General features: G+C 70.5%; 22 protein-coding genes and 1 pseudogene. 10 read left to right on the top strand and 13 right to left on the bottom strand.

The window, feature by feature from the left end; genetic code table 11:
* Positions 1 to 19 precede the first annotated feature (19 nt).
* Positions 20 to 2,395: a tetratricopeptide repeat protein gene (locus HDA40_RS03395; protein ID WP_253751466.1), complete on the bottom strand. Its 2,376-nt coding sequence runs from the start codon at positions 2,393 to 2,395 to the stop codon at positions 20 to 22.
* A 115-nt stretch (positions 2,396 to 2,510) separates the two neighbouring features.
* Here HDA40_RS03395 and HDA40_RS41965 point away from each other — a divergent pair, with 115 nt between their 5' ends.
* Positions 2,511 to 3,095, top strand: coding sequence for a M23 family metallopeptidase (locus HDA40_RS41965; protein ID WP_253751463.1), 585 nt, complete (start codon positions 2,511 to 2,513; stop codon positions 3,093 to 3,095).
* 75 nt (positions 3,096 to 3,170) lie between these two features.
* On the opposite strand, the pseudogene HDA40_RS03385 reads toward HDA40_RS41965, so the two are convergent.
* From HDA40_RS03385 to HDA40_RS03370, 4 genes and pseudogenes are all read right to left on the bottom strand, one after another.
* A pseudogene (locus HDA40_RS03385) lies at positions 3,171 to 4,357 on the bottom strand (ABC transporter permease).
* The gene (locus tag HDA40_RS03380) at positions 4,354 to 5,040 is read right to left on the bottom strand and encodes an ABC transporter ATP-binding protein (RefSeq protein WP_253751460.1); all 687 of its coding nucleotides are present in this window, start codon (positions 5,038 to 5,040) and stop codon (positions 4,354 to 4,356) included. The pseudogene HDA40_RS03385 and the gene HDA40_RS03380 overlap by 4 nt, the downstream one beginning before the upstream one ends.
* The gene (locus tag HDA40_RS03375; protein ID WP_253751457.1) at positions 5,037 to 6,137 is read right to left on the bottom strand and encodes a peptidoglycan-binding domain-containing protein; all 1,101 of its coding nucleotides are present in this window, start codon (positions 6,135 to 6,137) and stop codon (positions 5,037 to 5,039) included. The genes HDA40_RS03380 and HDA40_RS03375 overlap by 4 nt, the downstream gene beginning before the upstream one ends.
* Positions 6,134 to 6,682 carry a hypothetical protein gene (locus HDA40_RS03370; RefSeq protein WP_253751454.1) on the bottom strand — a complete coding sequence of 183 codons (549 nt, stop codon included), beginning with the start codon at positions 6,680 to 6,682 and terminating at the stop codon, positions 6,134 to 6,136. The genes HDA40_RS03375 and HDA40_RS03370 overlap by 4 nt, the downstream gene beginning before the upstream one ends.
* A gap of 128 nt (positions 6,683 to 6,810) precedes the next feature.
* Between HDA40_RS03370 and HDA40_RS03365 the strand changes: the two genes are divergently transcribed.
* From HDA40_RS03365 to HDA40_RS03355, 3 genes are all read left to right on the top strand, one after another.
* Complete coding sequence (locus HDA40_RS03365; protein WP_253751451.1) at positions 6,811 to 8,088, top strand: sensor histidine kinase; 1,278 nt, start codon at positions 6,811 to 6,813, stop codon at positions 8,086 to 8,088.
* On the top strand, positions 8,085 to 8,786 hold the full coding sequence (locus tag HDA40_RS03360) for a response regulator (RefSeq protein ID WP_253751448.1): 702 nt from the start codon (positions 8,085 to 8,087) through the stop codon (positions 8,784 to 8,786). The genes HDA40_RS03365 and HDA40_RS03360 overlap by 4 nt, the downstream gene beginning before the upstream one ends.
* Positions 8,787 to 8,904: 118 nt before the next feature.
* A complete protein-coding gene (locus HDA40_RS03355) occupies positions 8,905 to 9,534 on the top strand; it encodes a hypothetical protein (protein WP_253751446.1) in 630 nt (209 codons plus the stop codon).
* Here HDA40_RS03355 and HDA40_RS03350 read toward each other — a convergent pair.
* Positions 9,531 to 10,130: a dihydrofolate reductase family protein gene (locus HDA40_RS03350; RefSeq protein WP_253751444.1), complete on the bottom strand. Its 600-nt coding sequence runs from the start codon at positions 10,128 to 10,130 to the stop codon at positions 9,531 to 9,533. The genes HDA40_RS03355 and HDA40_RS03350 overlap by 4 nt on opposite strands.
* Before the next feature lie 103 nt (positions 10,131 to 10,233).
* Complete coding sequence (locus HDA40_RS03345) at positions 10,234 to 10,851, bottom strand: TetR/AcrR family transcriptional regulator (protein WP_253751442.1); 618 nt, start codon at positions 10,849 to 10,851, stop codon at positions 10,234 to 10,236.
* 64 nt (positions 10,852 to 10,915) lie between these two features.
* Between HDA40_RS03345 and HDA40_RS03340 the strand changes: the two genes are divergently transcribed.
* Together HDA40_RS03340 and HDA40_RS03335 are read left to right on the top strand one after the other, a co-directional pair.
* Positions 10,916 to 11,347 (top strand): VOC family protein, encoded by a 432-nt coding sequence (locus HDA40_RS03340; protein ID WP_253751440.1) that lies wholly within the window; start codon positions 10,916 to 10,918, stop codon positions 11,345 to 11,347.
* Positions 11,348 to 11,546: 199 nt separating this feature from the next.
* Complete coding sequence (locus HDA40_RS03335; protein WP_253751438.1) at positions 11,547 to 12,176, top strand: VOC family protein; 630 nt, start codon at positions 11,547 to 11,549, stop codon at positions 12,174 to 12,176.
* 36 nt (positions 12,177 to 12,212) lie between these two features.
* Here HDA40_RS03335 and HDA40_RS03330 read toward each other — a convergent pair whose 3' ends face one another.
* A complete protein-coding gene (locus tag HDA40_RS03330; RefSeq protein ID WP_253751436.1) occupies positions 12,213 to 13,187 on the bottom strand; it encodes an MFS transporter in 975 nt (324 codons plus the stop codon).
* A gap of 66 nt (positions 13,188 to 13,253) precedes the next feature.
* Here HDA40_RS03330 and HDA40_RS03325 point away from each other — a divergent pair, with 66 nt between their 5' ends.
* Entirely contained in the window at positions 13,254 to 14,342 is a 1,089-nt protein-coding gene (locus tag HDA40_RS03325; RefSeq protein WP_253751434.1) for a DUF3103 family protein, read from the top strand.
* Between the two features lie 15 nt (positions 14,343 to 14,357).
* Here HDA40_RS03325 and HDA40_RS03320 read toward each other — a convergent pair whose 3' ends face one another.
* Entirely contained in the window at positions 14,358 to 15,794 is a 1,437-nt protein-coding gene (locus HDA40_RS03320; RefSeq protein ID WP_253763546.1) for a DEAD/DEAH box helicase, read from the bottom strand.
* A gap of 249 nt (positions 15,795 to 16,043) precedes the next feature.
* On the opposite strand from HDA40_RS03320, the gene HDA40_RS03315 reads away from it, so the two are divergent.
* Positions 16,044 to 16,994 carry an acyl-CoA desaturase gene (locus tag HDA40_RS03315; RefSeq protein WP_253751431.1) on the top strand — a complete coding sequence of 317 codons (951 nt, stop codon included), beginning with the start codon at positions 16,044 to 16,046 and terminating at the stop codon, positions 16,992 to 16,994.
* A gap of 28 nt (positions 16,995 to 17,022) precedes the next feature.
* On the opposite strand, the gene HDA40_RS03310 is transcribed toward HDA40_RS03315, so the two are convergent.
* Positions 17,023 to 17,325, bottom strand: a complete 303-nt coding sequence (locus HDA40_RS03310; RefSeq protein ID WP_253751429.1) for a hypothetical protein — start codon at positions 17,323 to 17,325, stop codon at positions 17,023 to 17,025.
* 149 nt (positions 17,326 to 17,474) lie between these two features.
* On the opposite strand from HDA40_RS03310, the gene HDA40_RS03305 reads away from it, so the two are divergent.
* Together HDA40_RS03305 and ybiA are read left to right on the top strand one after the other, a co-directional pair.
* Complete coding sequence (locus tag HDA40_RS03305) at positions 17,475 to 17,612, top strand: hypothetical protein (RefSeq protein WP_253751426.1); 138 nt, start codon at positions 17,475 to 17,477, stop codon at positions 17,610 to 17,612.
* Positions 17,613 to 17,712: 100 nt separating this feature from the next.
* Entirely contained in the window at positions 17,713 to 18,267 is a 555-nt protein-coding gene (gene ybiA, locus HDA40_RS03300; RefSeq protein WP_253751422.1) for a riboflavin biosynthesis intermediates N-glycosidase, read from the top strand.
* Here the strand turns inward: ybiA and HDA40_RS03295 are convergent.
* Genes HDA40_RS03295 through HDA40_RS03285 form a run of 3 tightly spaced genes read right to left on the bottom strand, consistent with a single transcriptional unit; the run spans position 18,251 to position 20,587 of the window.
* The gene (locus HDA40_RS03295; RefSeq protein WP_253751419.1) at positions 18,251 to 19,096 is read right to left on the bottom strand and encodes a HEAT repeat domain-containing protein; all 846 of its coding nucleotides are present in this window, start codon (positions 19,094 to 19,096) and stop codon (positions 18,251 to 18,253) included. The genes ybiA and HDA40_RS03295 overlap by 17 nt on opposite strands.
* 4 nt (positions 19,097 to 19,100) lie before the next feature.
* Positions 19,101 to 19,577: a macro domain-containing protein gene (locus tag HDA40_RS03290; protein ID WP_253751416.1), complete on the bottom strand. Its 477-nt coding sequence runs from the start codon at positions 19,575 to 19,577 to the stop codon at positions 19,101 to 19,103.
* 41 nt (positions 19,578 to 19,618) lie between these two features.
* Positions 19,619 to 20,587 carry a hypothetical protein gene (locus tag HDA40_RS03285; protein WP_253751413.1) on the bottom strand — a complete coding sequence of 323 codons (969 nt, stop codon included), beginning with the start codon at positions 20,585 to 20,587 and terminating at the stop codon, positions 19,619 to 19,621.
* Positions 20,588 to 20,615: the final 28 nt, after the last annotated feature.

The following is a 20,615-nucleotide window of genomic DNA, read 5'->3' as shown; positions in this document are numbered from 1 at the left end:
ATCGATGCGGAGCGGGCGCTTAGGCCGACGTGGTCAGCTCGGCCAGCGCCTTCTCACAGCAGAGCACGGTCCACCCGGCCCTGGCCCGGTGCGCGGTCGCCAGCGACTGCCGGTACGCCGCTTCGGCGGTCTGCCGGTCGCCGCGGGCGAGCGCGACGTCGGCCGATCGGCGCTGGAGATGGCTGTTCAGGTGGTCCGAGGTCAGACCGGTGCTCAGCGCAGCGGCTCGCTCGATGTCGGCTGCGGCTTGGCCCAGGTCGCCGCAGCCGGCGCGGGCGACGCCGAGCGAGGCGAGACAGTAGCTGGCGTCATAGACGTTGCCGTGATCCTGATGCAGGCGGACGGCGGTCTCCAGCAGCGGCACCGCCTCGGCGGGGCGGCCGCCGTCGAGGTGGATCTCGCCGAGGTTGCCGGTGCTGCGGCCCAGGCCACGCCGGTTGCCCGTGCGCTCGAAGATGGACAGCGCCCGCACCATGTACGCCGCCGCGTCGTCGAGGTCGCCCAGCTCCATCCGGCAGACCCCGAGGTTGCCCAGCACGTTCGCCTGCCCCGGCAGGTCGTCTCGCTTCCGGTACACCTCCAGCGCGAAGGTGTAGTGCTCGCTCGCCTCGGCGTACCGCAGGTCGGACATCAGGATGACGCCGAGGCCGTTGTGAATCCGTGCCCTCAGCAGGTCCGTCTCGATCCCACCCAGCGTCACCAGGGCCGACTCCAGATCGCGTACGCCGGCTTCGACCGCGCCCGAACGCCAGCGCAGCATGCCCCGGCGGTAGAGGGCTTCGGCCTCAGCCGTCGCATCGGACATCGTCGCCGCCGCCCGGACGGCGTACTCCTGGAAGGCCAGTCCGGCGGCGAAGTCTCCCGTCATGTCCTGCCGGATCCAGCAGTCGCGAGCGATCGCGAGAGTCTCGGCAGCCAGCTCCAAGTGGCTGGCCAGGGCGATGGCCGCGGCGAGGTTGGACCGCTCGGCCTGCCACCATGCCCCGACCGTGTCCGGCGTGCCGGAGAGCAGCTGATCCGGCTCCGACGTCGCGGCGGCGTGCACAAGCTCGACGTATGACGTGACCAGCCGATGCAGGGCTGCGCGGCGGCTCGCCGGACGTTCCTCGTCGAGGGCGCGGTCCCGCCCGAACGCCTGGACGAGGTCGTGAATCGCGTAACGGCCACCGACAGCACGGTCCAGCAGGCTGGCGCCGACGAGTTCCTCGAGTACGCGACGGGCCGGGGCTTCCCCGCAGAGCGCCCGCACGGCGGGTGCCGCGATGGCGCGTCCCGGATGCAGGCTGAGCAGGCGCAGCAGACGTCGAGCCGGTGCTGACAGCGATCGGTAGGACGATTGGAAGGCGGCATGCAGGCCGGGAAAGACGGTCAGCTCGGCCAGCCGGTCGGCGTGGTCGGCGATCGTCCAGTCAGGATGCTTACGGATGAACGCCGCCGCGGTCGTCAGGGCCAGCGGCAAGTTGCCGCACAACTCGCAGATCCGAAGCAGATCGGTCTGGTCCACGGCCGGCTCATGCCAGCCCGACACCCGCACGAGCAGGTCGACGGACTCCGAAACGGCGAGCGGGTGCAGCGGCACGGCCAGTATCCGGGCCGTCGACTCCAGCCGCCTGCGCGACGTCGCGATGACACGTGTTCCCGGTAGCGCCACGATGGGAGCGATCTGATCCAGCGCGCCGATGTTGTCCAGGACGACGACACAGTCCCGGCCCTGCAGGTGAGTCGCGAGCGCGTGCCAGATCGCGTCACCGGACGACGGCACGGGGACGCCGAGCGCCTGCAGCAGTTCGCCGCCGATCTCGTCCGAACCCGCGAACACGTCGCCGTCGTCGATGGCGCCCACGTCGGCGTACAGGTGCACGGCCTGCTGACCGTGCCGGCGCGTCACCTCATGAGCGACGCGCAGCGCCAGCGCGGTCTTGCCCACGCCCGGCATGCCGTAGACCACCACAGACTTGGCCGAACTCAGCATCGTCGACAGTTCGGCATCGCGGCCCAGCAGGGCGAGCGGCGGAGCCGGAAGCTCGCGGCTGGCCGCGACCCGCCGCTCCGGCCGGACGGTGTCGGTGACGACTCGCCAAGCCTGCACCCAGTGCCGCACCGCAGGCGGCGGAACGCCGATCACCTGCAACACGTCGACCATCAGGTTCACGTCCAGCCGAACCCGTCGGGCATCGAACAGATAGCCGATGGTGCTCGGTGTCGTGGGCGGCGTCTTCGCCGAGCGGTGCGATCGGGCGGCACGGGTCTGATTCACCATCCGGGCGATGTCTCGGACGGACGGGTCCCCGTAGTACACCTTCGCCAACCGCAGCCGTTCCACGAGGTCGGCGATGGTGCCGGCGGATCGGGGATCAGGAGGCTCGGGCACGGAGTCGCCCCAGGAAACCCGCATTCGTCGATGGTAGCTGTCCGGATCCGTCCGAGAATCCACTCCGGCCGGTCGCCGCGCTGCCAGCATCTGCGTACGCCATCCACGAGATGGCCGCACGCAACGATAGGGAGGTAACGTGAGGAAGCACGCGCTCCGGCTGGCCGCCATCGTGGCCCTGCTGCTGGCCTCGGTCATGGCGCCGTCGATGGCCCAGGCACACCAGAGTTCCAGTCCCTCGCCCAACGGCGAATCGCCGTGGCTCTACAGCGATTCATGGGTGCTCTCCGGGTCCTGGTACGGGGAGGGCCTGCACACGGACTACTGCGGCAGTCCGGCCGAGCATTGCAGCGACTACTACGCCCTGGACTTCTCCAAGCCGTCGGCGCCCTGCTACCAGGCGCTGTACCCGATCTGGGACGGCATGACGGTGGCGACCGTCGACCGGACCATCGGCCGCCTGACGATGACGAAGAAGTTCGGCACCGTGACGTGGCGCGTCAAGTACATGCACATGGACACCATCAACTACAACCCCGGGGCGGTCGTCGGCACGACCACGGTCGTCGGAAAGACCGGGAACAAGGGCCAGTCGAGCGGCTGCCACCTGCACATCTCGACGCAGGCGTACGACTCCGCGTCCGGGGCGTGGGTGTCGCATCCGCCGCAGTTCTGCGGCCGGACGTACCCCCACGACCACACCACGGCCTGGAAGGGCTGCTGACCCCGCACGGTCGACCGACGGATGGCGCGAGACCGATTGGGTCCCGTGCCATCCGACATCTGTGGTGGCCGGCAGTCAGACGGTTCGCAGGGCCTCCGTCGGGGAGAGCCGGGCCGCCCGCAGCGCCGGATACAGACCGGCGAGCGCTCCGATGACCACTGCCGCGCCCAGGCCCGCTCCGACGGCGATCCCGGGGACCGTCGGCGGCCAACCCCGCTGGTAGGCCAGACCGAAGGTGACGGCGATGCCGAAGACGACGCCGACGGTTCCACCGGCCGCGCCCAACAGCAACGATTCGACCAGGAACTGCAGCGCGACGTGGCGGCGGCCGGCCCCGAGCGCGCGCCGTAGCCCGATCTCGCCGCGCCGCTCCAATACCGAGATCACCATGACGTTGGCGATGCCGATGCCGCCCACCAGCAGCGCGACCGTGCCGAGACCCAGGAACAGGGTGGTCGCGCCGCCGGCAACGGCGAGCCGGGCTTCCAGCAGTTCAGAAGGACGGCTCACGACGACCTCCTCGGGATGGGCCGGTTTGGCCGCCCGGGTGAGCAAGCCGGCCACCTCGGCGGTCCGGTCGGTCACCGTTCGCACGTAGATCTGGGTGGGTGGCCGTCGTAGCCGAACGCGTCCGCCGCGATCGGAAAGCCGATCAGGGCGGAGCTGTCCACCTCCGGAGCGAGTTCGACGGGGCGCAGGATGCCGACCACGGTGAACCAGTGGCCACCGAGATACACCTGCGGCCGGCCGGCGACGTCGCCGATGCCCAAGGCCCGCGCGGCGTCAAAACCCAGGACGGTCGCCGGATAGCGCACGATGGCGGAGTCGAGGAAACGGCCGGCCGCCATGTTGCCGTCCAGTGTGGCCAACAGGGCGGCGTCGCAGGCGCGTACGGTGAGGCCACCGGTGCGGTTGGCCGGCATCTGATCGGTCCGGTAGACGCGTACCGAAGCGAGTTCCGCGGTCGGTGCGGCGTTCAGCACGCCGTCGGTACGCGCGGCCGCGCCCCCGGCGGTGGCGGGCAGCCGAGTCTCGGCGCCGTCGAGCGCCTTTCCGTTGGCCACGGTCAACAGGTTGGTGCCCAGCCGGTCGATCCGGGCGAGCAGGTCGGCCTGGCTGGAGCGGGTGATGCCGAGGACGGAGACCATCGCGGCGATCCCGATGGCGACACCGAGCACCGAGAGGGCGGCGCGCCCCGGCCGCGTACGCAGCCCGACCGTGCTCACCGGGAGAAGGTCGGCCAGGCGAAGACGCGACTTCATGACGTGCTCCCGTTGTCGTGCACGACGGTGCCGTCGCGCAGTTCGATACGCCGCCGCATGGCGTCCGCGACGTGCTGGTCGTGCGTGATGACGACGATGGTGGTGCTGTCGTCGTTCAACTCGTGCAGGAGCGCGATGATCTCCGCGCCGTTGGCCGAGTCGAGGTTGCCGGTCGGTTCGTCGGCGAACACGACGGCCGGTCGGCCGACCAGCGCCCGGGCGATGGCGACCCGCTGCCGTTCACCGCCGGAGAGGTGGGTCGCCCGATGCTCGGTCCGGCTGCTGAGGCCGACCCGATCCAATGCCTCGTACGCCGCCCGGCGACGTTCGGCGGCCCGGCTGCCCCGATACAGCAGCCCAGTGGCCACGTTGTCGACGGCGGTGAGGTGATCGAGCAGGAAGAATTGCTGGAAGACGATGCCGAGCCGATGCGCGCGCAGACCCGACAGCTGCGCGTCGGAGAGGGTCTCGATGCGCTGGCCCGCGATGCGTACCGAGCCGCCGGACGGCCGATCCAGCCCGGCGGCGAGGTTGAGCAGGGTGGTCTTGCCCGAGCCGGACGGCCCGACGATCGCCACCAGCTCACCGCTGGAGATGCTCAGGGTGATGCCGCGGATCGACGCGACCGGTGGCGTACCGGGGTAGACCTTCCACGTTTCGATCAGCTCCAGGACCGGAGTCACGAGGCGGGCACCTCCACTCGCCGGCCGGCGATCAGTCCCGCGCCCGTCACCTCGACCAGGCCGGCCGTCTCGTCGAACAGGCCGGGTTCCACCTGGAGGTACGCGCCGTCGGAGAGACGGACCTGGTATCCGCCGCCGGGCCGGGCCAGCAAGGCGGAGATCGGCACCAGCAGCACGTCCGGGTGGGTCGCGGTGGTGATACCGACCTGAACCGGCGTCTGATCCAGGTCAGGGCCGCCGACGGGCAGGGTGACGGCGATCGTGACCATGACCGTCGCAGGGCCGGGATTGGAAACCGCGCCGTCGTCGGGTCCCGCCCCAGCACCGGGAGCAGCCGCCACCCGCCCGATCTTCATCACCTTGCCGGTCACCGCGTCCGCGCCGGGCAGAGTCACCGAGACCGCGTCGTCGACGTGGAGCAGGGCCTGGCGGTCGGTGCCGACCGCCGCGGTCACCACCTTGTTCGTCGACGTCGCGGTCAGCACCGGTGAGTCCGGCGCCACGGTGCCACCGAGAGCCGTCTGAAAACCGGTGACGCGTACCGCTGCCGGCAGGAAGACCACTTCACCCTGGCCGAGCCGGCCCGTACGCCGGTCGGCGGGCCAGCCCCAGGATGCCTGCCAGCGGCGGATCGCCGCCTTCGTGGCGGCCGTGAAGTGATCGTCCACGGTGATCTGACGGCTCGGGTCGAGTCCGAGGGCGACCAGGTTCCGTTCCAGTTCACGGATGTCCGGTCCGTCGGCCATGCCGTCCGCGAAGTCCCGGTACGCCGGTACGCCGCCCAGGAGCAGCCGAGCGGGGACGTTGGCGACGGCGTACAGGACGCCGCCCCGGCCGATCGTCGTGCCCGGGGCCGGCGTGCCGGTCAAGGTGCCGGGCTGTCCGTGATGGATCACCTGGTACGCGCCGTCGTAGCCGAGCGTGCCGGAGATCTGCACCGTCTGGGTGACCGTGCCCCGGGTGACGTCGGCGGTGCTGGTCGCCGGCGGCAACGACGAGTCTTCGGTCGTCTTCGGCCGGGCGGTCACGGCGTATCCCACGGCGACCGCCGCGGCGGACACGGACAGCAGGGCGGCGACCTTGCGAACCAGCTTCATTTCTTGCTGCCGTGGAAGTCGACCGCGCCGTCCCAGTAACCCTTGCACGCGGCGTGAGCGGGGTAGATGCGGGTCTCCGGATTCTCGTCCTCCAGCTTGGCCGAGACGGTGAACCTCCCGTCGGCGTCCGGATCCGGCCACTCCGGTACGCCGTGCTCGCGTATGCACTTCGCGAACTCGACGAGCTTCTGCAGGTCCCTGGCGGTGGGGCGCCAGTTCTTCCCGCCTACCTGGCTGAGCCGGTCCTGGATCGACTTGCATGCCGCGATCGCCTCGGGGTGGGCGGCCACCGCGGTCTTGATGCTGTCGCCGCCGGCATACGACACGTTGCCGTCGGAGATGGTCGGATCGGGGAAGTTCGGGATGCCATGGTCCCGGACGCACTGTGCGTACTCACGGGCGAGGGCGGCGATTTGCTGTGGACGCCCGCCCGGCGCGGTCGAGCCGACCGAGCCGGGCGACGGTTCTGCCCCGCCCGACTGGCAGGCGGACATGACGGTGGTGAGCAGCGCGGTGACGAACAGCGCGGCGACAGGTCTGGTCATGGCTCTACGGTCGGCGCGCACCGTGTCGATGTCGTCCGACTGCGGTACGCCTTTGCCCCAGCACCGGTACTGGGGTCGTAGCACCGCAGTCGGACGCCGATTCCGGGTGCGATCCTTACGATGAGGCGATGCTCCGCTTCGTCTCACGTCCGCTCCTGGTCGACGCCACTTTGGCGGCGGCGCTGACCGCGGTGACGGCGCTGTCGTTCGCGAGCGTGTACTCGAAGTTGAAGGTGCCCTTCGTCGACGCGTTCACCATGCGTCAGGCGTTTGCCGTCTGGTGGCTGTTCGGCTCGCTGATCATCGTCGGCCTGCTGATCCGGCGGTATCGGCCACTGCTGGCACTGGCGCTGGTCGGGATCGGTGTGACGGCGCATCAGCTCGACTCATGGTCGCCGCCGCTGCCGCTCGACCTGGCCGTGCCCGTCGCACTGTACTCGGTGGCCAGCCTGGCCCGAAGGCGGTGGACCGCCATCTGGTGCTTGGCGGCGGCTCTGGCCATCACCTACGGCCTGATCCTGGCCCCGCAGGTCACCTGGGAGGCAGCGAGCACCGGTACGCCGGACGGCTCGGTCGTCACCGGGCCGTCCGGCCTGGCACGGCTTGCCTCGGCCATGATCGTCACGACCCCGACCGCGACCCGTGACCTGCTGCTGCTCGTGGTCGCCTTCGCGGTCGGCGACGCGGTACGCAGCCGGCGAGAGCACCTGCGCCTGGTCGAGCGCGAGCATCAGCAGCGGACTGCCATGGCGGCCGCGGCCGAACGGGCTCGGATCACCCGTGAACTGCATGATGTGGTGGCGCACGGGATGTCGGTCATGGTGGTGCAGGCACACGGCGCGGCGGCCGCGCTCAACCGTCACCCGGAGCGGACCGCCACCGCGTTGCAGCACGTGATCGAGACCGGCCGGGCGTCGCTGGCGGAGATGCGCCGGCTCCTGGCCCTGGAGCGGGCCGAACCGGACGAGGGGCCGCAGCTCGCCCCGCAACCCGGGATCACGGCGGTGCCCTCGCTCGTCGACCAGATGCGGACCGCCGGAGTTGACGTCACGCTGCACATCGAGGGCGCGCAGGTGGCCGTGCCGCCCAGTGTCGACCTGTCGGCGTACCGGATCGTGCAGGAGGCGCTGACCAATGTGCTCAAGCACGCGGAACCAGGGGCCACAGCGACGGTACGCCTGGAGTTCGAAGCCGAGCGGCTGCGGGTCGAGGTGACCGACGACGGCGCCGCGCCGGTGGATGGCGGCAACCCATCCGGCGTCGGACTGCTCGGCATCGCCGATCGAGTCGCCATGCTCGGTGGTGAACTGACGATCGGCCGGGTAGCCGGCACCGGCTTTCAGATCAGCGCGAGCCTGCCGCTGGCCGAACGTTCCATGGCGACCGCTCCAGGCCGGCCCGCATGACCATCCGTGTGACGCTGGTCGACGACCAGACACTCGTACGCGCAGGACTCCGCATGATCCTCGACGAGACCGACGACATCGAGGTGATCGGCGAGGCCGCCGACGGCGCAGAGGCGCTCGACGTCATCGGCCGTACCCGGCCTGACATCGTGCTGATGGACATCCGGATGCCGGGCCTCGACGGGATCGAGGCCACCCGCCGGATTCACTCTCGTGCCGACGCCGTCGCAGCGCCGCCGAAAGTCATCATCCTGACCACGTTCGATCTCGACGAGTACGTGCTCGCCGGTCTCCGCGCCGGGGCCAGTGGCTTCCTGCTCAAGGACGCGCCCCCCGCGGACCTGTTGTCCGCCATCCGTGTGGTCGCGTCGGGCGAGGCGGTCGCCGCGCCCAGCGTCACCAGGCGCCTGATCGCGCACTTCCTTGGCAGCGCATCTGTGCGGCGCACCGACGACGGTCGGCTGGCGGTGTTGACCGCACGGGAACGCGACGTGCTGACGCAGGTCACCCGGGGTCTGTCGAACGTCGAGATCGCCGCCGCGCTGTTCATGGCGGAGAGCACGGTCAAGACCCATCTCGGGCGCGTCCTCATCAAGCTCGGTCTCCGTGATCGGGTCCAGGCGGTGATCCTCGGGTACGAGTGCGGCCTGGTCAGCGTCGACGATGCCGGCAGGCAGGACGGCGCTGACCCTCGCTGACCCAGTCACCGTTTGCGGCACCGACGATGCTCTCCGTAGGCCGAAGGTCCCGTACCACCGGGTCGACGAACCGTGGGCCTGCGTTCATCGGCGGCGCAGGCTGGGAAGAGGGCGTGGAATGACTTCTCGCCGCGACGTCCGGGAGGAGGCGACCATGACGATCGTCCAGCGCGAACGACGGGTGGAGCATTACCGCTTGGCGACGGCCTTGCCCAGGCTCGCGGCCTGTGCCGGCCGGACCATGATGCTGCTGGCCCGGCGGCGCGTGCACATGCCACGGCGTCGGATCGATACCTGGGTGCGGTTCGCGGACGGGTCGACGTCGCGGATCTACCGTGAGACGGTCCTCGACCGAGCCGCACCGCACGAGCCGTGTGTACTGATCGTCCAATTCCGGCTGCGGTATGTCCGGGGCAGCGGCCACCGAATGTTCCGAGCCGAGAGCCTGCTCAACACCCCGTTGTTCGTCGCCTTCCCGGGGTTCGTGTCGAAGCTGTGGCTGGCTGCCGACGAGCACGGCGTCTATCGCGGATGCTACGACTGGGACGGTCCGGAAGCGGCCCGCGAGTACGTCCGTGCCTTGTGGTGGCCGCTGGCGCTCGTCAGCGACACCGCGTCGATCAAGTATCAGGTGCTGCCCGGCGTACGCCGCGACGCCGTTCTCGCCGGTGCGGGCCACGTCGATGTCGGCGCGGGTCGGGAACAGGATCAGTGGTGGCGACCGTTGGCGGCGCCCCCGCACGCTTAGGCCGCATCGGGTCTGTGGCGGTCGTAGTGGGCGATGATCACGCCCGTCGTGGTCGTGACGCTGCTGGTCAAGTCGAACTCGGTCAACGGGCTCGCGTCGTCGAACAGGCGAGTGCCGACGCCTAGGGTCAGCGGGCAGATCACCAGCGTGTAGTGGTCGATCAGGCCGGCGGCATGCAGGCTCTGCACCAGCGACACGCTGCCGATGATCGACAGGTCGTCGCCCGGCTGAGCCTTCAGCTCGGCGACCACGTCGACCGCCTCGCCGCGCAGCAGCATCGAGCCCGGCCAGGCGTCCGCGTCCGGCAGGGTACGCGAGACGACGTATTTGGTGGCCGCGTTCATGTGCGCGGTGACCGGGTTGCCGTCCGTCGAGCGTCCCCAGGCGGTGATGAAGTCCTGCCAGGTACGCCTGCCGAACAGCATGTCGCCAGGCTTGGCCATGCTCTGGGCCATCTCGCGGCCCATGACCTCGTCGTTGTACCGCTGGCCCCACCCGCCGTGCGTGAACCCGCCTCGGGTGTCCTCGTCCGGCCGGCCGAAGCCTTGGGCGACGCCGTCCAGCGTGACCCACATCGTGACTGCGATCGAGCGCATGAACCCGTTCCTTCCGTGCGGTGAACTGTGTTGCGGACCGCGTGGTGCGGCCGCTCACCTCCTACACGAACGAATACCGGCGAAATCGACGCCTCAATCGAACTCAGTCGTACAGCGCGGACAGCCAGAGATGGGTGAGCGTGTCGACCAGCACCGTGCGGTCGTCGAACGGCGGCACTCCACAGGCGGCCAGGTAGTACAGCCGCTCGCCGGTCCAGGTCAGCGTGGCGGCCAGGGCGGGCACGTCGACGCCGTCCAGCCGGGCCGCCATCGCGGGGTCGGTTCGCCGGTCGGCCTCGATGCGGTCGATCGTCGCATCGGTGAACGTCTGCATCTGGGTCAGCCACAGCTCCCGCAGCAGTACGTCGGACGCCCAGCTCTCCACGATCGCGCGCAGCACGGGCGCGTTCGACGACCAGAGCACGGCACCGGCGTCGATGCCCGCCCGCAGCGTGTCCTTCGGGTCGGCCGACGCCTGTACCCAAGGCTCCGCTGCCTCGTGCCCGGCGCCGACCGCGCGGCGTACGAGTTCGGCCAGCGCGGCCTGCTTGCTGGGGAAGTAGAAGTAGAAACTGGCCCGGGAGACCCCGGCGGCGGTGATGACCTCCGCCACGCTCAGCGTGTCGAAGGTGCGTTCGCTCAGCAGTTCGCGCAGCGCGTCGAGAATGCGTTCGCGCAGGTCAACGCCGTCCTGGTTGGGTCTATCGCGTCGGGCCGCCACGGGTGCCAGCGTACCAGACAGGGTGTATGGACATGTTGACCAGACAGACTGTATGGTCGCCGGCATGACACAAGTTGCCGTACATCTCGTGGTGTCCGATCCCGACACCGCTGCCACCTGGTACGCCGAGGTCCTCGGCGCGAAGGAGACCAGCCGAATCCTGCTGCCCGACGGCCGCCCGCTCACCGTCGAGCTGCTCGTCGGAGACACCGTGCTGGCGGTCGCAGGGGAGTGGCCCGGGCGCGGCCTGCGTACGCCGGCAGCCCTGGGCGGTACCCCGGCCGCGTTCCATCTGCCGGTCGAGGACGTCGACGGCGTATACGACAAGGCGATCAGCGCCGGGGCCACCGAGTTCGAGCCGCCGCACGACGCGTTCTGGGGCGACCGCACAGCGCAGTTCCTCGACCCGTCCGGGCACCGCTGGGCCGTCGACCGCCATCTGCGCGACGTTTCCGACGCGGAGATCGCCGAGCATGTGGCCGCCATGTTCGCCTGATACCGCAGCTAGCCGGGCTCCTCGGTGGCCGCTGCGCGGCCGTGCCCGTAGCCGTACGTGGTCGGCTCCGTGGCGCGGCCCGTGGTCGTCACCGATGTGCGCCGACCCCGTCGCGGGCGACGCTATCCGTGCTTCCCCCACCGGGTCGCCGACAGCAAGCCAAGCGTTGCCGACAGGCAGATACACCGAGGAGAACAACATGGCCACCGCTACCGTCACCGCCGCGTCGATCGAGTCCGTCACGCTGGAGGTGGCCGACGTCGTCGCCGCCGAGGCGTTCTACACCGCCGCGTTCGGGCTCGGCTCCCGGCTGCGCGTACGCGCCTCGCAGACGCCGACGACCGGCTTCCGCGGCTTCACGCTGTCGCTGGTCGTCTCCCAGCCCGCGGCGGTCAAGCGGCTCATCGGCGCGGCCGTCGACGCCGGCGCCACCGTCCTGAAGCCGGTCTCGAAGTCGCTGTGGGGCTGGGGCGGCACCGTCCAGGCCCCCGACGGCACCGTCTGGAAGGTCGCGACCTCGGCGAAGAAGGACACCGGCCCCGACACCGGCGAGATCGACCAGTTCGTGCTGCTGATCGGCGTCGCCGACTTCACCGCGAGCAAGCGGTTCTACGCCGAACACGGCTTCGTGGTCACCCGGAGCCTCGGCAAGTACGCCGAGTTCGAGAGCCCGGCGAACGGCGTGAAGTTCGTCCTCTACGGCATCCGTGGCCTGGCCAAGGATGCCGGGTTGCCTGCCGACGGCACCGGCTCGCACCGGCTGGCGATCGGCAGCCAGGCCGGCCCGTTCACCGACCTGGACGGATTCAGCTGGGAAGCCACCGCCTGAGGTGTGCGTACGACATGGGGGAAATGGGGGACAGCCTCACCTGGCCAAGGCCGGGTGAGGCTCCCTCTCGTCCGCCGCGGACTTTTCGGCCGCGCGCAGCGCCCGGGTGGTGACCCGCGACGCGCGCAGGACCGCCGCGAGCCCGAGTCCGGCAGCGGCCACCAGGAACGGGGCGCGGATGCCCAGGCCGCGCCCGAGCAGGCCGCCGGCGAGCGCGCCCAGCGGGACGACGCCGAGCACGACCAGCCGGTACGCCGAGGTGACGCGGCCGAGGAGCTCGTCGGGGACCGCGGCCTGGCGCAGCGTGCTGACCACGATCTGGTTCAGCGAGGTCGCGATGGCGGCGAGGAACATCGCGGCCAGCGCGAGGGCCGTGCTGCGGCTCAGCCCGAGAACGGCGTAGCCGGCGGCGGGGACGAGGGCGGCGAGCCACGTGACCGGGCCGCCGCCGATGCGCGGCACGACATGTTCAGCCAGCAGCGATCCGATGATCGCGCCGGCGGCCGGCACGGCGATGAGCAGGCCGTACCGTGACGGGGACACCTGATACGGGCCGGTGACCAACAGGACGAGCAGGCCGGCGGTGGCGGCGCTGAAGAAGTTGATCGCCGCAGAGATGAACGCGACCCGGCGCAGCAGGTCGTGGCGCCAGAAGGGGGTCCATCCGGCGCGAATGTCCGCCGTGACGGTGGTCGGAGTCGAGCGGCGGCGGTCATGCTCCTCGCGAGTGGGACGCAGCGCGGGCAGCAGCATCGCGGCCAGCCCGGCAAGCGCGAACGCGGCGGCACCGGTGAAGAACGCCGCCGACGCCGCCAGCGCGAACAACGCCGCCCTAGCGGGCGGGCCGACGAAGGTGTTGATGACGGACTGGGTGGCGAACAACCGGCCGTTGGCCCGTTCCAGCCGCTCGCGGGGCACCAGCCTCGGCGGGATGGTCAGGGCGGCCCTGATCGTCTTGGCCGAGCGCAGGCGACGACGTCCCTTGTAGACGCGGTCGATATCAGCGATCATCGAACCATCGATTGATCGCGCTGGGGCGATGGCTGACACCACGCCCCGGGAACCCAAGGAGACCGCGTGTACCAACCCCCTGCACGCCGCACCCTGCCCGTCCTCCTGGCCGCCGCCCTCACCGTCGGACTCGTCACGCCTGCTCAGGCCGCGCCCGCCGACCCGTTCGCGGGCGCGTCGGTCGCCACCGTCACCGATACCCTCGCCCACCGCCTCGCCGCTGAACTCGGCAAACCCGCCGCTCGGTCGCGGGTCACGTCCGCGGTCGCCGCCGGATCCGTCGACCTCGCCGCATTGCCGTTGGGTACGCGGTTCGCCGCCGACGTCGCCGCGGCCAACCACGCCGTGCGGGCGGCCAAGGGGCTCCCCGACGGCGCCGAGTCCCTGCTGCGCGTACGCCTGGCCGACGCGAGCATGCGGGCGCAGGCCAAGCGCGAGGTGCCCCTGGTCGCCAGCGCGCCGTCCGACGACGAGGCCACCGCTGTCACCGCGTACGACGCGGCGGGTGGACGCGTCGTCCTCGCCGGCGACCGGATGCCGCTGCGACCCGTCCTGGTCGTCGAAGTCGACACCGCCCGGGCACTGCCGCTCGGCATCGAAGTCCTCCGGCAGACGCTCGCCGCTCACCAGGCGAAGTCGGCGCTCGCCGGCGCCGCGCTGACCGGCGGCTACTGGGCGACGAAGGTCGACGCCGTCCGGCTCAGCGACGACAAGGAGCCGTGGATCAAGGGCGACGCCGAGATCTACACGGTGGTCAGCGGCTTCGGCCTCGACGGCCACCCGAAGGTCGACATCGTCCAGATGCCGTACCTGAACAAGGACGGCACCACCTACTACCCGAACCAGCTCCTCGTGCACTTCTCGGCGTACAAGTACAACCTCGCCGACGCCGTCATGATGGAGGACGACGGGGACACCAACTACCTGCAGCTCGCTCAGGCGATCGCGGCCGCGCTGCTGACGATCGCGGACGCGGGCGTGTACATCCCGCTCGTCAGCGCGATCCTCGACGCCATGCCGTCGTCGTGGTGGACCGACGACCCGGACTACGTCGACTCGTGGTACACGCTCGCCACCACCAGCAGCGGACGGCTCAACGGCGCCGCCGCCAACGGGTGGATGGACGTGTCGCCGTACTGGGTCGCGCCGCTGTAGAGACGCCGCCGACGGTCAGCGGCTGCGGCGGGACCCGACCCGCGTACGCCCGGAGAAGGCCGCCGCACCGCCCGGACTGGACTGGCTGGGCTGCCCCTGGGCCGCCTGGCCGGTCTGGTGGCCGGTCTGGCTCGTGGTCCCCGTCGCGGACCGGTGCCGGGCCGGTCGCCGCCGGCCCCGCCGGGCCGCGTTCGACGACGGAGCCTGGGATGCCGACGCAGGCGCCGGCGCGGCCGGCTTCAACGGAGGCTCGGCCAGACTCCGGTCTCCCGGAGCGATCTCGGTCAGCAGCGGGTGGCCCGGCCGCAGGCGGGTGGTCGTCGAGGAGACGCCGGCCTTGCGGGTCAGGTCGCGTACCTGCCCGATCTGATCATCGGTGGCCAGCGTGACGACGGTGCCGGTGCTCCCGGCGCGTGCGGTGCGGCCGGACCGGTGCAGGTACGCCTTGTGCTCCACCGGCGGATCGGCGTGGATGACCAGTGCCACGTCGTCGACGTGGATGCCCCGCGCGGCGATGTCGGTCGCGACGAGGGTGGTGACCGTGCCGTCGGAGAACGCGCCCAGGTTGCGGGTCCGGGCGTTCTGGCCGAGGTTGCCGTGCAGTTCGACAGCGGGCACGCCGGCTGCGACGAGCTTGCGGGCCAGTGCCTTGGCCCCGTGCTTGGTACGCGTGAAGACCACCGACCGGCCCGGCGCGCTGGTCAGGTCGACCAGGACGGGGAACCGGTCCTGCGCCTGCAGGTGCAGCACGTGGTGGTGCATCGTCGGTTCGGCCTGCCGCCGGGGCTCGACGGTATGCCGGACCGGCTGGTGCAGGAAGCGCCGCACGAGCACGTCGACACCGGCGTCCAGGGTCGCGGAGAACAACAGCCGCTGCCCGCCCGCCGGCGTCTGCTCCAGCAGTCGGCGTACGGCGGGCAGGAAGCCCAGGTCGGCCATGTGGTCGGCCTCGTCGATCACGGTGACCTCGACGGCGCTCAGGTCGGCGTGACCGGCGTCGATGTGGTCGGCGAGCCGTCCGGGGCAGGCGATGAGGACGTCGACGCCGTCGCGCAGACCCTTGATCTGGCGGGCGTGCCCGACGCCGCCGTAGACGGTCAGCGCGCGCAGCGACATCGTCTTGGCCAGGGGAGCGAGGCTGGCCGCGATCTGATCGGCCAGCTCCCGGGTGGGCGCGAGAATCAGCCCGCGCGGTCGCTTGGCCTGACGCGGCCGGGCCGACGCGGCCAGGCGGGCCAGCAGCGGCAGGACGAACGCGTAGGTCTTGCCGGAACCCGTCTGACCCTTGCCCAGCACGTCGCGGCCGGCGAGCGCGTCCGGGATGGTCGCGAGCTGGATCGGGAACGGTGTGCTGATGCCCTGGCCGTCGAGGGCCGAGACGAGGGCGGCGGGCACGCCTAGCTGAGCGAACCCGGACGGTGAGGAAGCTGAGGAGGGGCGGCGGGCCGCCATGCGTACTCCGAACGTAGAGGGGTCGGCCAGCCCGGCGCAGACCGTGTTCGGCCGCAGCGCGTGGTGATCGACAAGACGGCTTCGAGGGTACTGCATCATCGCTGGTGTCGTGGTCGCGGCCGTCGCCTCGGCGACGAAGATCACCCGGAGTACCGACAAACGGAACTTTGTGGTGATCTTGGGGATTTGGGTAGGTGAGGGAGTAGTGTCTGACCCTCACCGATCGCGGTCAACCCCCGGCAGGAGCCCATGACGACACTGAACACCGCGCCCGAGCAGCAGACCGGGCCGAAGCCCTTGCTCGACGCCCGTCAGGGTACGGCCGCCGCGATCACGATGTGGATCTTCGTCGTGGTCCCGTTCGTCGCGCTGGCCGCCGCCGTCCCGCTCGCCTGGGGCTGGGGCCTGTCCGCCGCCGACATCGCGATGGCGGCCACGATCTACGTCATCGCCGGGTTCGGCGTCACCGCCGGCTACCACCGGCTGCTCACCCACGGCTCGTTCAAGGCCCGGCGGGGGCTGCGCGTCGCACTGGCGGTGGCGGGATCGTTCGCCGTGCAGGGCTCGCCCATCCAATGGGTCGCCAATCACCGCCGTCATCACGCCTTCTCCGACCGCGAAGGCGACCCGCACTCGCCGTGGCGCTACGGCACCTCGGTCGGCGCGCTGCTGAAAGGGCTCGGCCACGCCCACGTCGGCTGGATGCTGCGCCGTGAACTGAGCAACCGCACCCGATTCGCCCCAGACATGCTCAACGACAAGGACATGCGGCTCGTCGGTAAGCTGTTCGGCCCGATCGCGGCCCTGTCGCTGCTCGCTCCGGCCCTGCTCGGCCTGCTCATCAGCGGTTCCTGGACCGGCGCGCTGACGGCCTTCTTCTGGGCCGGCCTCGTCCGCATGGCGTTGCTCCACCACGTGACCTGGGCGGTCAACTCCGTCTGCCACGTCTTCGGCGAGCGGCCCTTCGAGAGCCGCGACAAGGCCACCAACTTCTGGCCGCTGGCCATCCTGTCGTTCGGGGAGAGCTGGCACAACTCCCACCACGCGGACCCCACCGGAGCCCGGCACGGCGTGCTACGCGGTCAGATCGACCCGTCCGCCCGGCTGATCTGGATCTTCGAGAAGCTCGGCTGGGCCCGCGACGTGCGCTGGCCGGTGCCGCAGCGCCTCGAAGCGAAACTGGTCGCTCCGCGGGGCTGACACCACCGGCCGCGCCGGCCGAGCGAGACTAGGCGAGGTTGCGAGGACTCTGGCGCCCGAACAGCGACTGCGGCGGCCCGGCCGCCTGCACGTTGCTGCCGAACCGGTCATGATGGAAGTCGAGGCGCTTGTTCTCCTCCTCGACGCAGACCCGGCGCCACATCTCCTCGGCCGCCGTCCACCAGCTGCCGTCGGTCTTGGCGAACGTGCTGATCGTCGCCGACATCGGAGTCACCAGGCCCAGCTCCCAGCGGGCCATCATCGTCTCGTGCGTCATCTCCATCAACGCGTCGGCATCAAGGCGCGGAGAACGGTCATCGTCGGCAAGCATGGCGCGAATCCTCACGAATGGGGGTGGAGTCACTTTAACTATGCGCTGGTCAGAGCCACCTCGCAAGCCCCGGAGCGTGGTCAGGGCACCACGGGGGGTGAGCTTCATTTATCTATCTCACCTCCGCAGCGGCCGCTACCTTCGGCCCCATGACCAAGAGGATCTGGTACCCGGCTGCCGCGCTGGCAGCGGTCGTCGCGTCGCTGCTGCTCGCCGCGCCCGCGAACGCGGCGACGGCCATCGAGTACGGCCTGATCGCCGCCCTCATCGCCGTCCCCCTCACCTGAACCGCCGCCTCGCCGGATGAAGCTCGGCAGCACAATTCGTGCCCGGTTTGAGTAACAGGCGGGTCGCGCAGTGTCATAGGCATCCGGCACACTGTCGGGCATGCTCGCGCACACCCGCACCGATCTGGCTGACCTCGTCTCTTCCGGGAAGAACGTGAAATACCTCCACTTCTGGGGGCACAAACCGCAACCCGACGGCACCGTCGGTGCGGGTTGCCTGAGCCAGTGGTGGCCCGCGTCGTTCCAGGTCGGCGGGCGGGCGTACGCCACGGCCGAGCACTGGATGATGTGGTCCAAGGCGAAGTTGTTCAGCGACGACGTGATGGCCGACAAGGTGCTGTCGGTGAAGCACCCGCGCCAGGCCAAGGAACTCGGCCGGCAGGTGCGCGACTTCGACCAGCAGACCTGGGACGACAACCGGTACGCCATCGTCGTGGCGGGCAGCGTGGCGAAGTTCGGTCAGCACCACGACCTGCGGGCGTACCTGCTGGGGACGGGGGAGCGGGTGCTCGTCGAGGCGAGTCCGCTGGACCGGATCTGGGGGATCGGGCTGGGTGCGGCCGACCCCCGCGCGTCGGATCCCGCGCAGTGGCGCGGGCTGAATCTGCTCGGGTTCGCGCTGATGGAAGCCCGGGACGCTATCCGGGCGGAGTGAGCGCCAGGGCCATGAACCCGGCCAGCGGCCGCTGCCAGCCGGGCACGGTCACCGGCCGCGTCGGATCCCGCTCGGCCTCCAGCAGCCGGCGAACCGGCGGCGGCACGTCGGGCCGCGTACGCAGAGCCACGGCGACCGCCGCTGACCAGCGGATCATCGGCGACGGATCGGACAACTGCCCGCTGAGCCGGGCCAGTACCACCGGATCCTCACCGGTCAGGTGCCCCAGGGCCAGGTTCGCGCTCGCCCGTACGCCGTCGCCGTCGGGCACGGCGATGAGGTCGGCCACGATCGACGGTGTCGTCGGGACCCAGGCGAGCAGTTCGGCGGCGCGGGCGGCCACCTCGGCATCCGGGTCGCCGAGCCAGCGGCGGAACACTTCGCCGTTCGGGGTGAAGGCCGCGTACGCATCGGCGGCCCACACCTGCGCGGCGAGGTCCATGACCTCGAAGTCGTCGTCTTCCACCTCGCCCTCGTAGAAGGCGGGCAGCAGTTCGCGGATGCGCCGGCGCAGATCCTCGCCGAACGACGGGAACCCGGCGAACGGCAGCGCGCGATCGTCCAGGTCGCCGAGGCCCACGAGGCGGAGCAGATCCACCACCAGCGAGCGCTCCGGTGTGGACGGCTCATCCGCGAGCGCCACCAGGAACGGGACGGCGTACGCGCTCGCCTCCCAGCGCGTCCCCTGGTGGTAGACGTTGCCCCGCAGCCGGTAGTGCGCCTCGCCGCGGACGTCCTCGTCGGCTGAAGCCAAGGCGCGCAACAGATCCGGCACGTCCGCCGCCGACCCGTACGCGTGGTGCAGCGTGTCCCACGGAACTGCGGTCAACGGATCATTTCCCGTAGTCATAGACCGTCACCGGGATGTCCCGCGCGCACAGTGTGCGTACCACTAGAGGCTCGATCTTGTCCCACGAGCCGCCGGCGAGCCCCGTGCCGATGCGTGGCATGTGCACCGACGCGCCGGACGGCAGCAGCTCCGCGAGCTTGGCGAGGCAGCGTTCGACGGCGTCGTAGCGGATCGGCGGGCCGTTGCTGCCGGTCTTCATGCCGTGCTGGGCGACCATGTTCGCCACCCAGACGTCCGTGGCGACCTGGACGATCCGGACCGCGCCGAGCCCGAAGTCGTTGCCTGCGCGGTGGCGATGCCAGTCGCGGTAGTCGCGCTCCGGTTCGGGCCACCGCTTGGAGATGGCCAGCACGAACCCCTTGCCCCAGCCGCCCAGGTCGTTGCAGATGTGCGCGATCACCTTGGGACCCTTGGCCTGCGGGCTGGTCGCGTCGCCCTGGCGGACGGTGAGGGGCGTCATGCCGCGATGATGCCATCGCGGTATGACACCCCAAGCGCGGGTCAGGACACGAACAACGCGGTCAGCGACTGGTGGTTGGCCTCCACGACGATCGACTCGGCTCCCGCGTTGGCGGTCACTCTGGTCGAAGCGGAGAAGGTACGCGAAGAGCAGCTCGCCAGGACTGGTACGGCGGTGTGCCAAGTATTGATCTTGAAGTGGTGGACGGTGTTGGACACGGTGACGCCCGCGAGCGCGCCGTTGGTGGTGGTGTTGCAGACCGATCCGTCCTGGTTGAGCTGGTGCACCACCAGCTGCGTGCCGACGTACGCGTATCCGCCGGTGAGCCGCCCGCCGACGCACAACGCCTCCGGCTTCGTGCCGTAGCAGGTGGTGACGTTGACGTCGCCGATGGCCTGGATGCTCGTCACCCCGGCCGGAGCCGTGAAGGTGACCGGCGCGGCGTAGTAGCCACTGTCGACGCGGGTGCGCGTTGGTTGATAGGTCTGCGCCGACGCGGGCAGCACGCCGAACACGTCCTCGACGTACGTGGACGCCTCGACACGGATCGACTGCGCGCCGCTGGTGGCCGTATGGTCGATGAAGATCGCCTCCAGCGAGCAGGTGAGACTGCCGGACGCGGGCGCGGTGATCATTCCGCGGGTGAGGATCGTCGTGGTCGTCCCGGCCAGTACGTTCTGGCCGGAGACGAGCCGGTCGGTCAGGGCGGTGGCGCCGGGCAGGCGGCAGTAGACCAGATGCGACGTCTCGGTGACGACGGTCGCGGCTGACACGATGAGCTTGCTGCTCAGGTACTTCGTGGTGCCGGCGGGGACGGTGATCCGGGCGCCGAGGTCGTGGAAGACCGGGGTGCCGTTGGTGGATGTCGGCTGGACTCGGTAGGAGCCGGGGACCGACGTGTACACGCGCAGGTCGGATGCGGCGGCGGGAGATCCTGTGGTCAGCAGGGCGACGGAGCCGGTCGCCAGCAGGGCGGCGGCGGACAAGGCAGCGACAAGAGCCGATTTCATGGTCGGCAGCGTAAACCCGCTATAGCTT

The organism is Hamadaea flava, from assembly GCF_024172085.1.
GTDB lineage: Bacteria > Actinomycetota > Actinomycetes > Mycobacteriales > Micromonosporaceae > Hamadaea > Hamadaea flava.
The sequence above is the reverse complement of the archived record's forward strand: the minus strand, read 5'-3'. Positions and strand labels throughout refer to the sequence as shown.

Coding starts and splice junctions, on each gene's coding strand:
- HDA40_RS03365 (WP_253751451.1), top strand. CDS start 6,811: ATGCTCCGCTTCGTCTCACGTCCGCTCCTGGTCGACGCCACTTTGGCG.
- HDA40_RS03290 (WP_253751416.1), bottom strand. CDS start 19,577: ATGACGCCCCTCACCGTCCGCCAGGGCGACGCGACCAGCCCGCAGGCC.
- HDA40_RS03395 (WP_253751466.1), bottom strand. CDS start 2,395: ATGCGGGTTTCCTGGGGCGACTCCGTGCCCGAGCCTCCTGATCCCCGA.
- HDA40_RS03285 (WP_253751413.1), bottom strand. CDS start 20,587: ATGAAATCGGCTCTTGTCGCTGCCTTGTCCGCCGCCGCCCTGCTGGCG.
- HDA40_RS03305 (WP_253751426.1), top strand. CDS start 17,475: ATGACCAAGAGGATCTGGTACCCGGCTGCCGCGCTGGCAGCGGTCGTC.
- HDA40_RS03310 (WP_253751429.1), bottom strand. CDS start 17,325: ATGCTTGCCGACGATGACCGTTCTCCGCGCCTTGATGCCGACGCGTTG.
- HDA40_RS03355 (WP_253751446.1), top strand. CDS start 8,905: ATGACTTCTCGCCGCGACGTCCGGGAGGAGGCGACCATGACGATCGTC.
- HDA40_RS03350 (WP_253751444.1), bottom strand. CDS start 10,130: ATGCGCTCGATCGCAGTCACGATGTGGGTCACGCTGGACGGCGTCGCC.
- HDA40_RS03340 (WP_253751440.1), top strand. CDS start 10,916: ATGACACAAGTTGCCGTACATCTCGTGGTGTCCGATCCCGACACCGCT.
- ybiA (WP_253751422.1), top strand. CDS start 17,713: ATGCTCGCGCACACCCGCACCGATCTGGCTGACCTCGTCTCTTCCGGG.
- HDA40_RS03335 (WP_253751438.1), top strand. CDS start 11,547: ATGGCCACCGCTACCGTCACCGCCGCGTCGATCGAGTCCGTCACGCTG.
- HDA40_RS03315 (WP_253751431.1), top strand. CDS start 16,044: ATGACGACACTGAACACCGCGCCCGAGCAGCAGACCGGGCCGAAGCCC.
- HDA40_RS03375 (WP_253751457.1), bottom strand. CDS start 6,137: ATGAAGCTGGTTCGCAAGGTCGCCGCCCTGCTGTCCGTGTCCGCCGCG.
- HDA40_RS03320 (WP_253763546.1), bottom strand. CDS start 15,794: ATGGCGGCCCGCCGCCCCTCCTCAGCTTCCTCACCGTCCGGGTTCGCT.
- HDA40_RS03330 (WP_253751436.1), bottom strand. CDS start 13,187: ATGATCGCTGATATCGACCGCGTCTACAAGGGACGTCGTCGCCTGCGC.
- HDA40_RS03370 (WP_253751454.1), bottom strand. CDS start 6,682: ATGACCAGACCTGTCGCCGCGCTGTTCGTCACCGCGCTGCTCACCACC.
- HDA40_RS03360 (WP_253751448.1), top strand. CDS start 8,085: ATGACCATCCGTGTGACGCTGGTCGACGACCAGACACTCGTACGCGCA.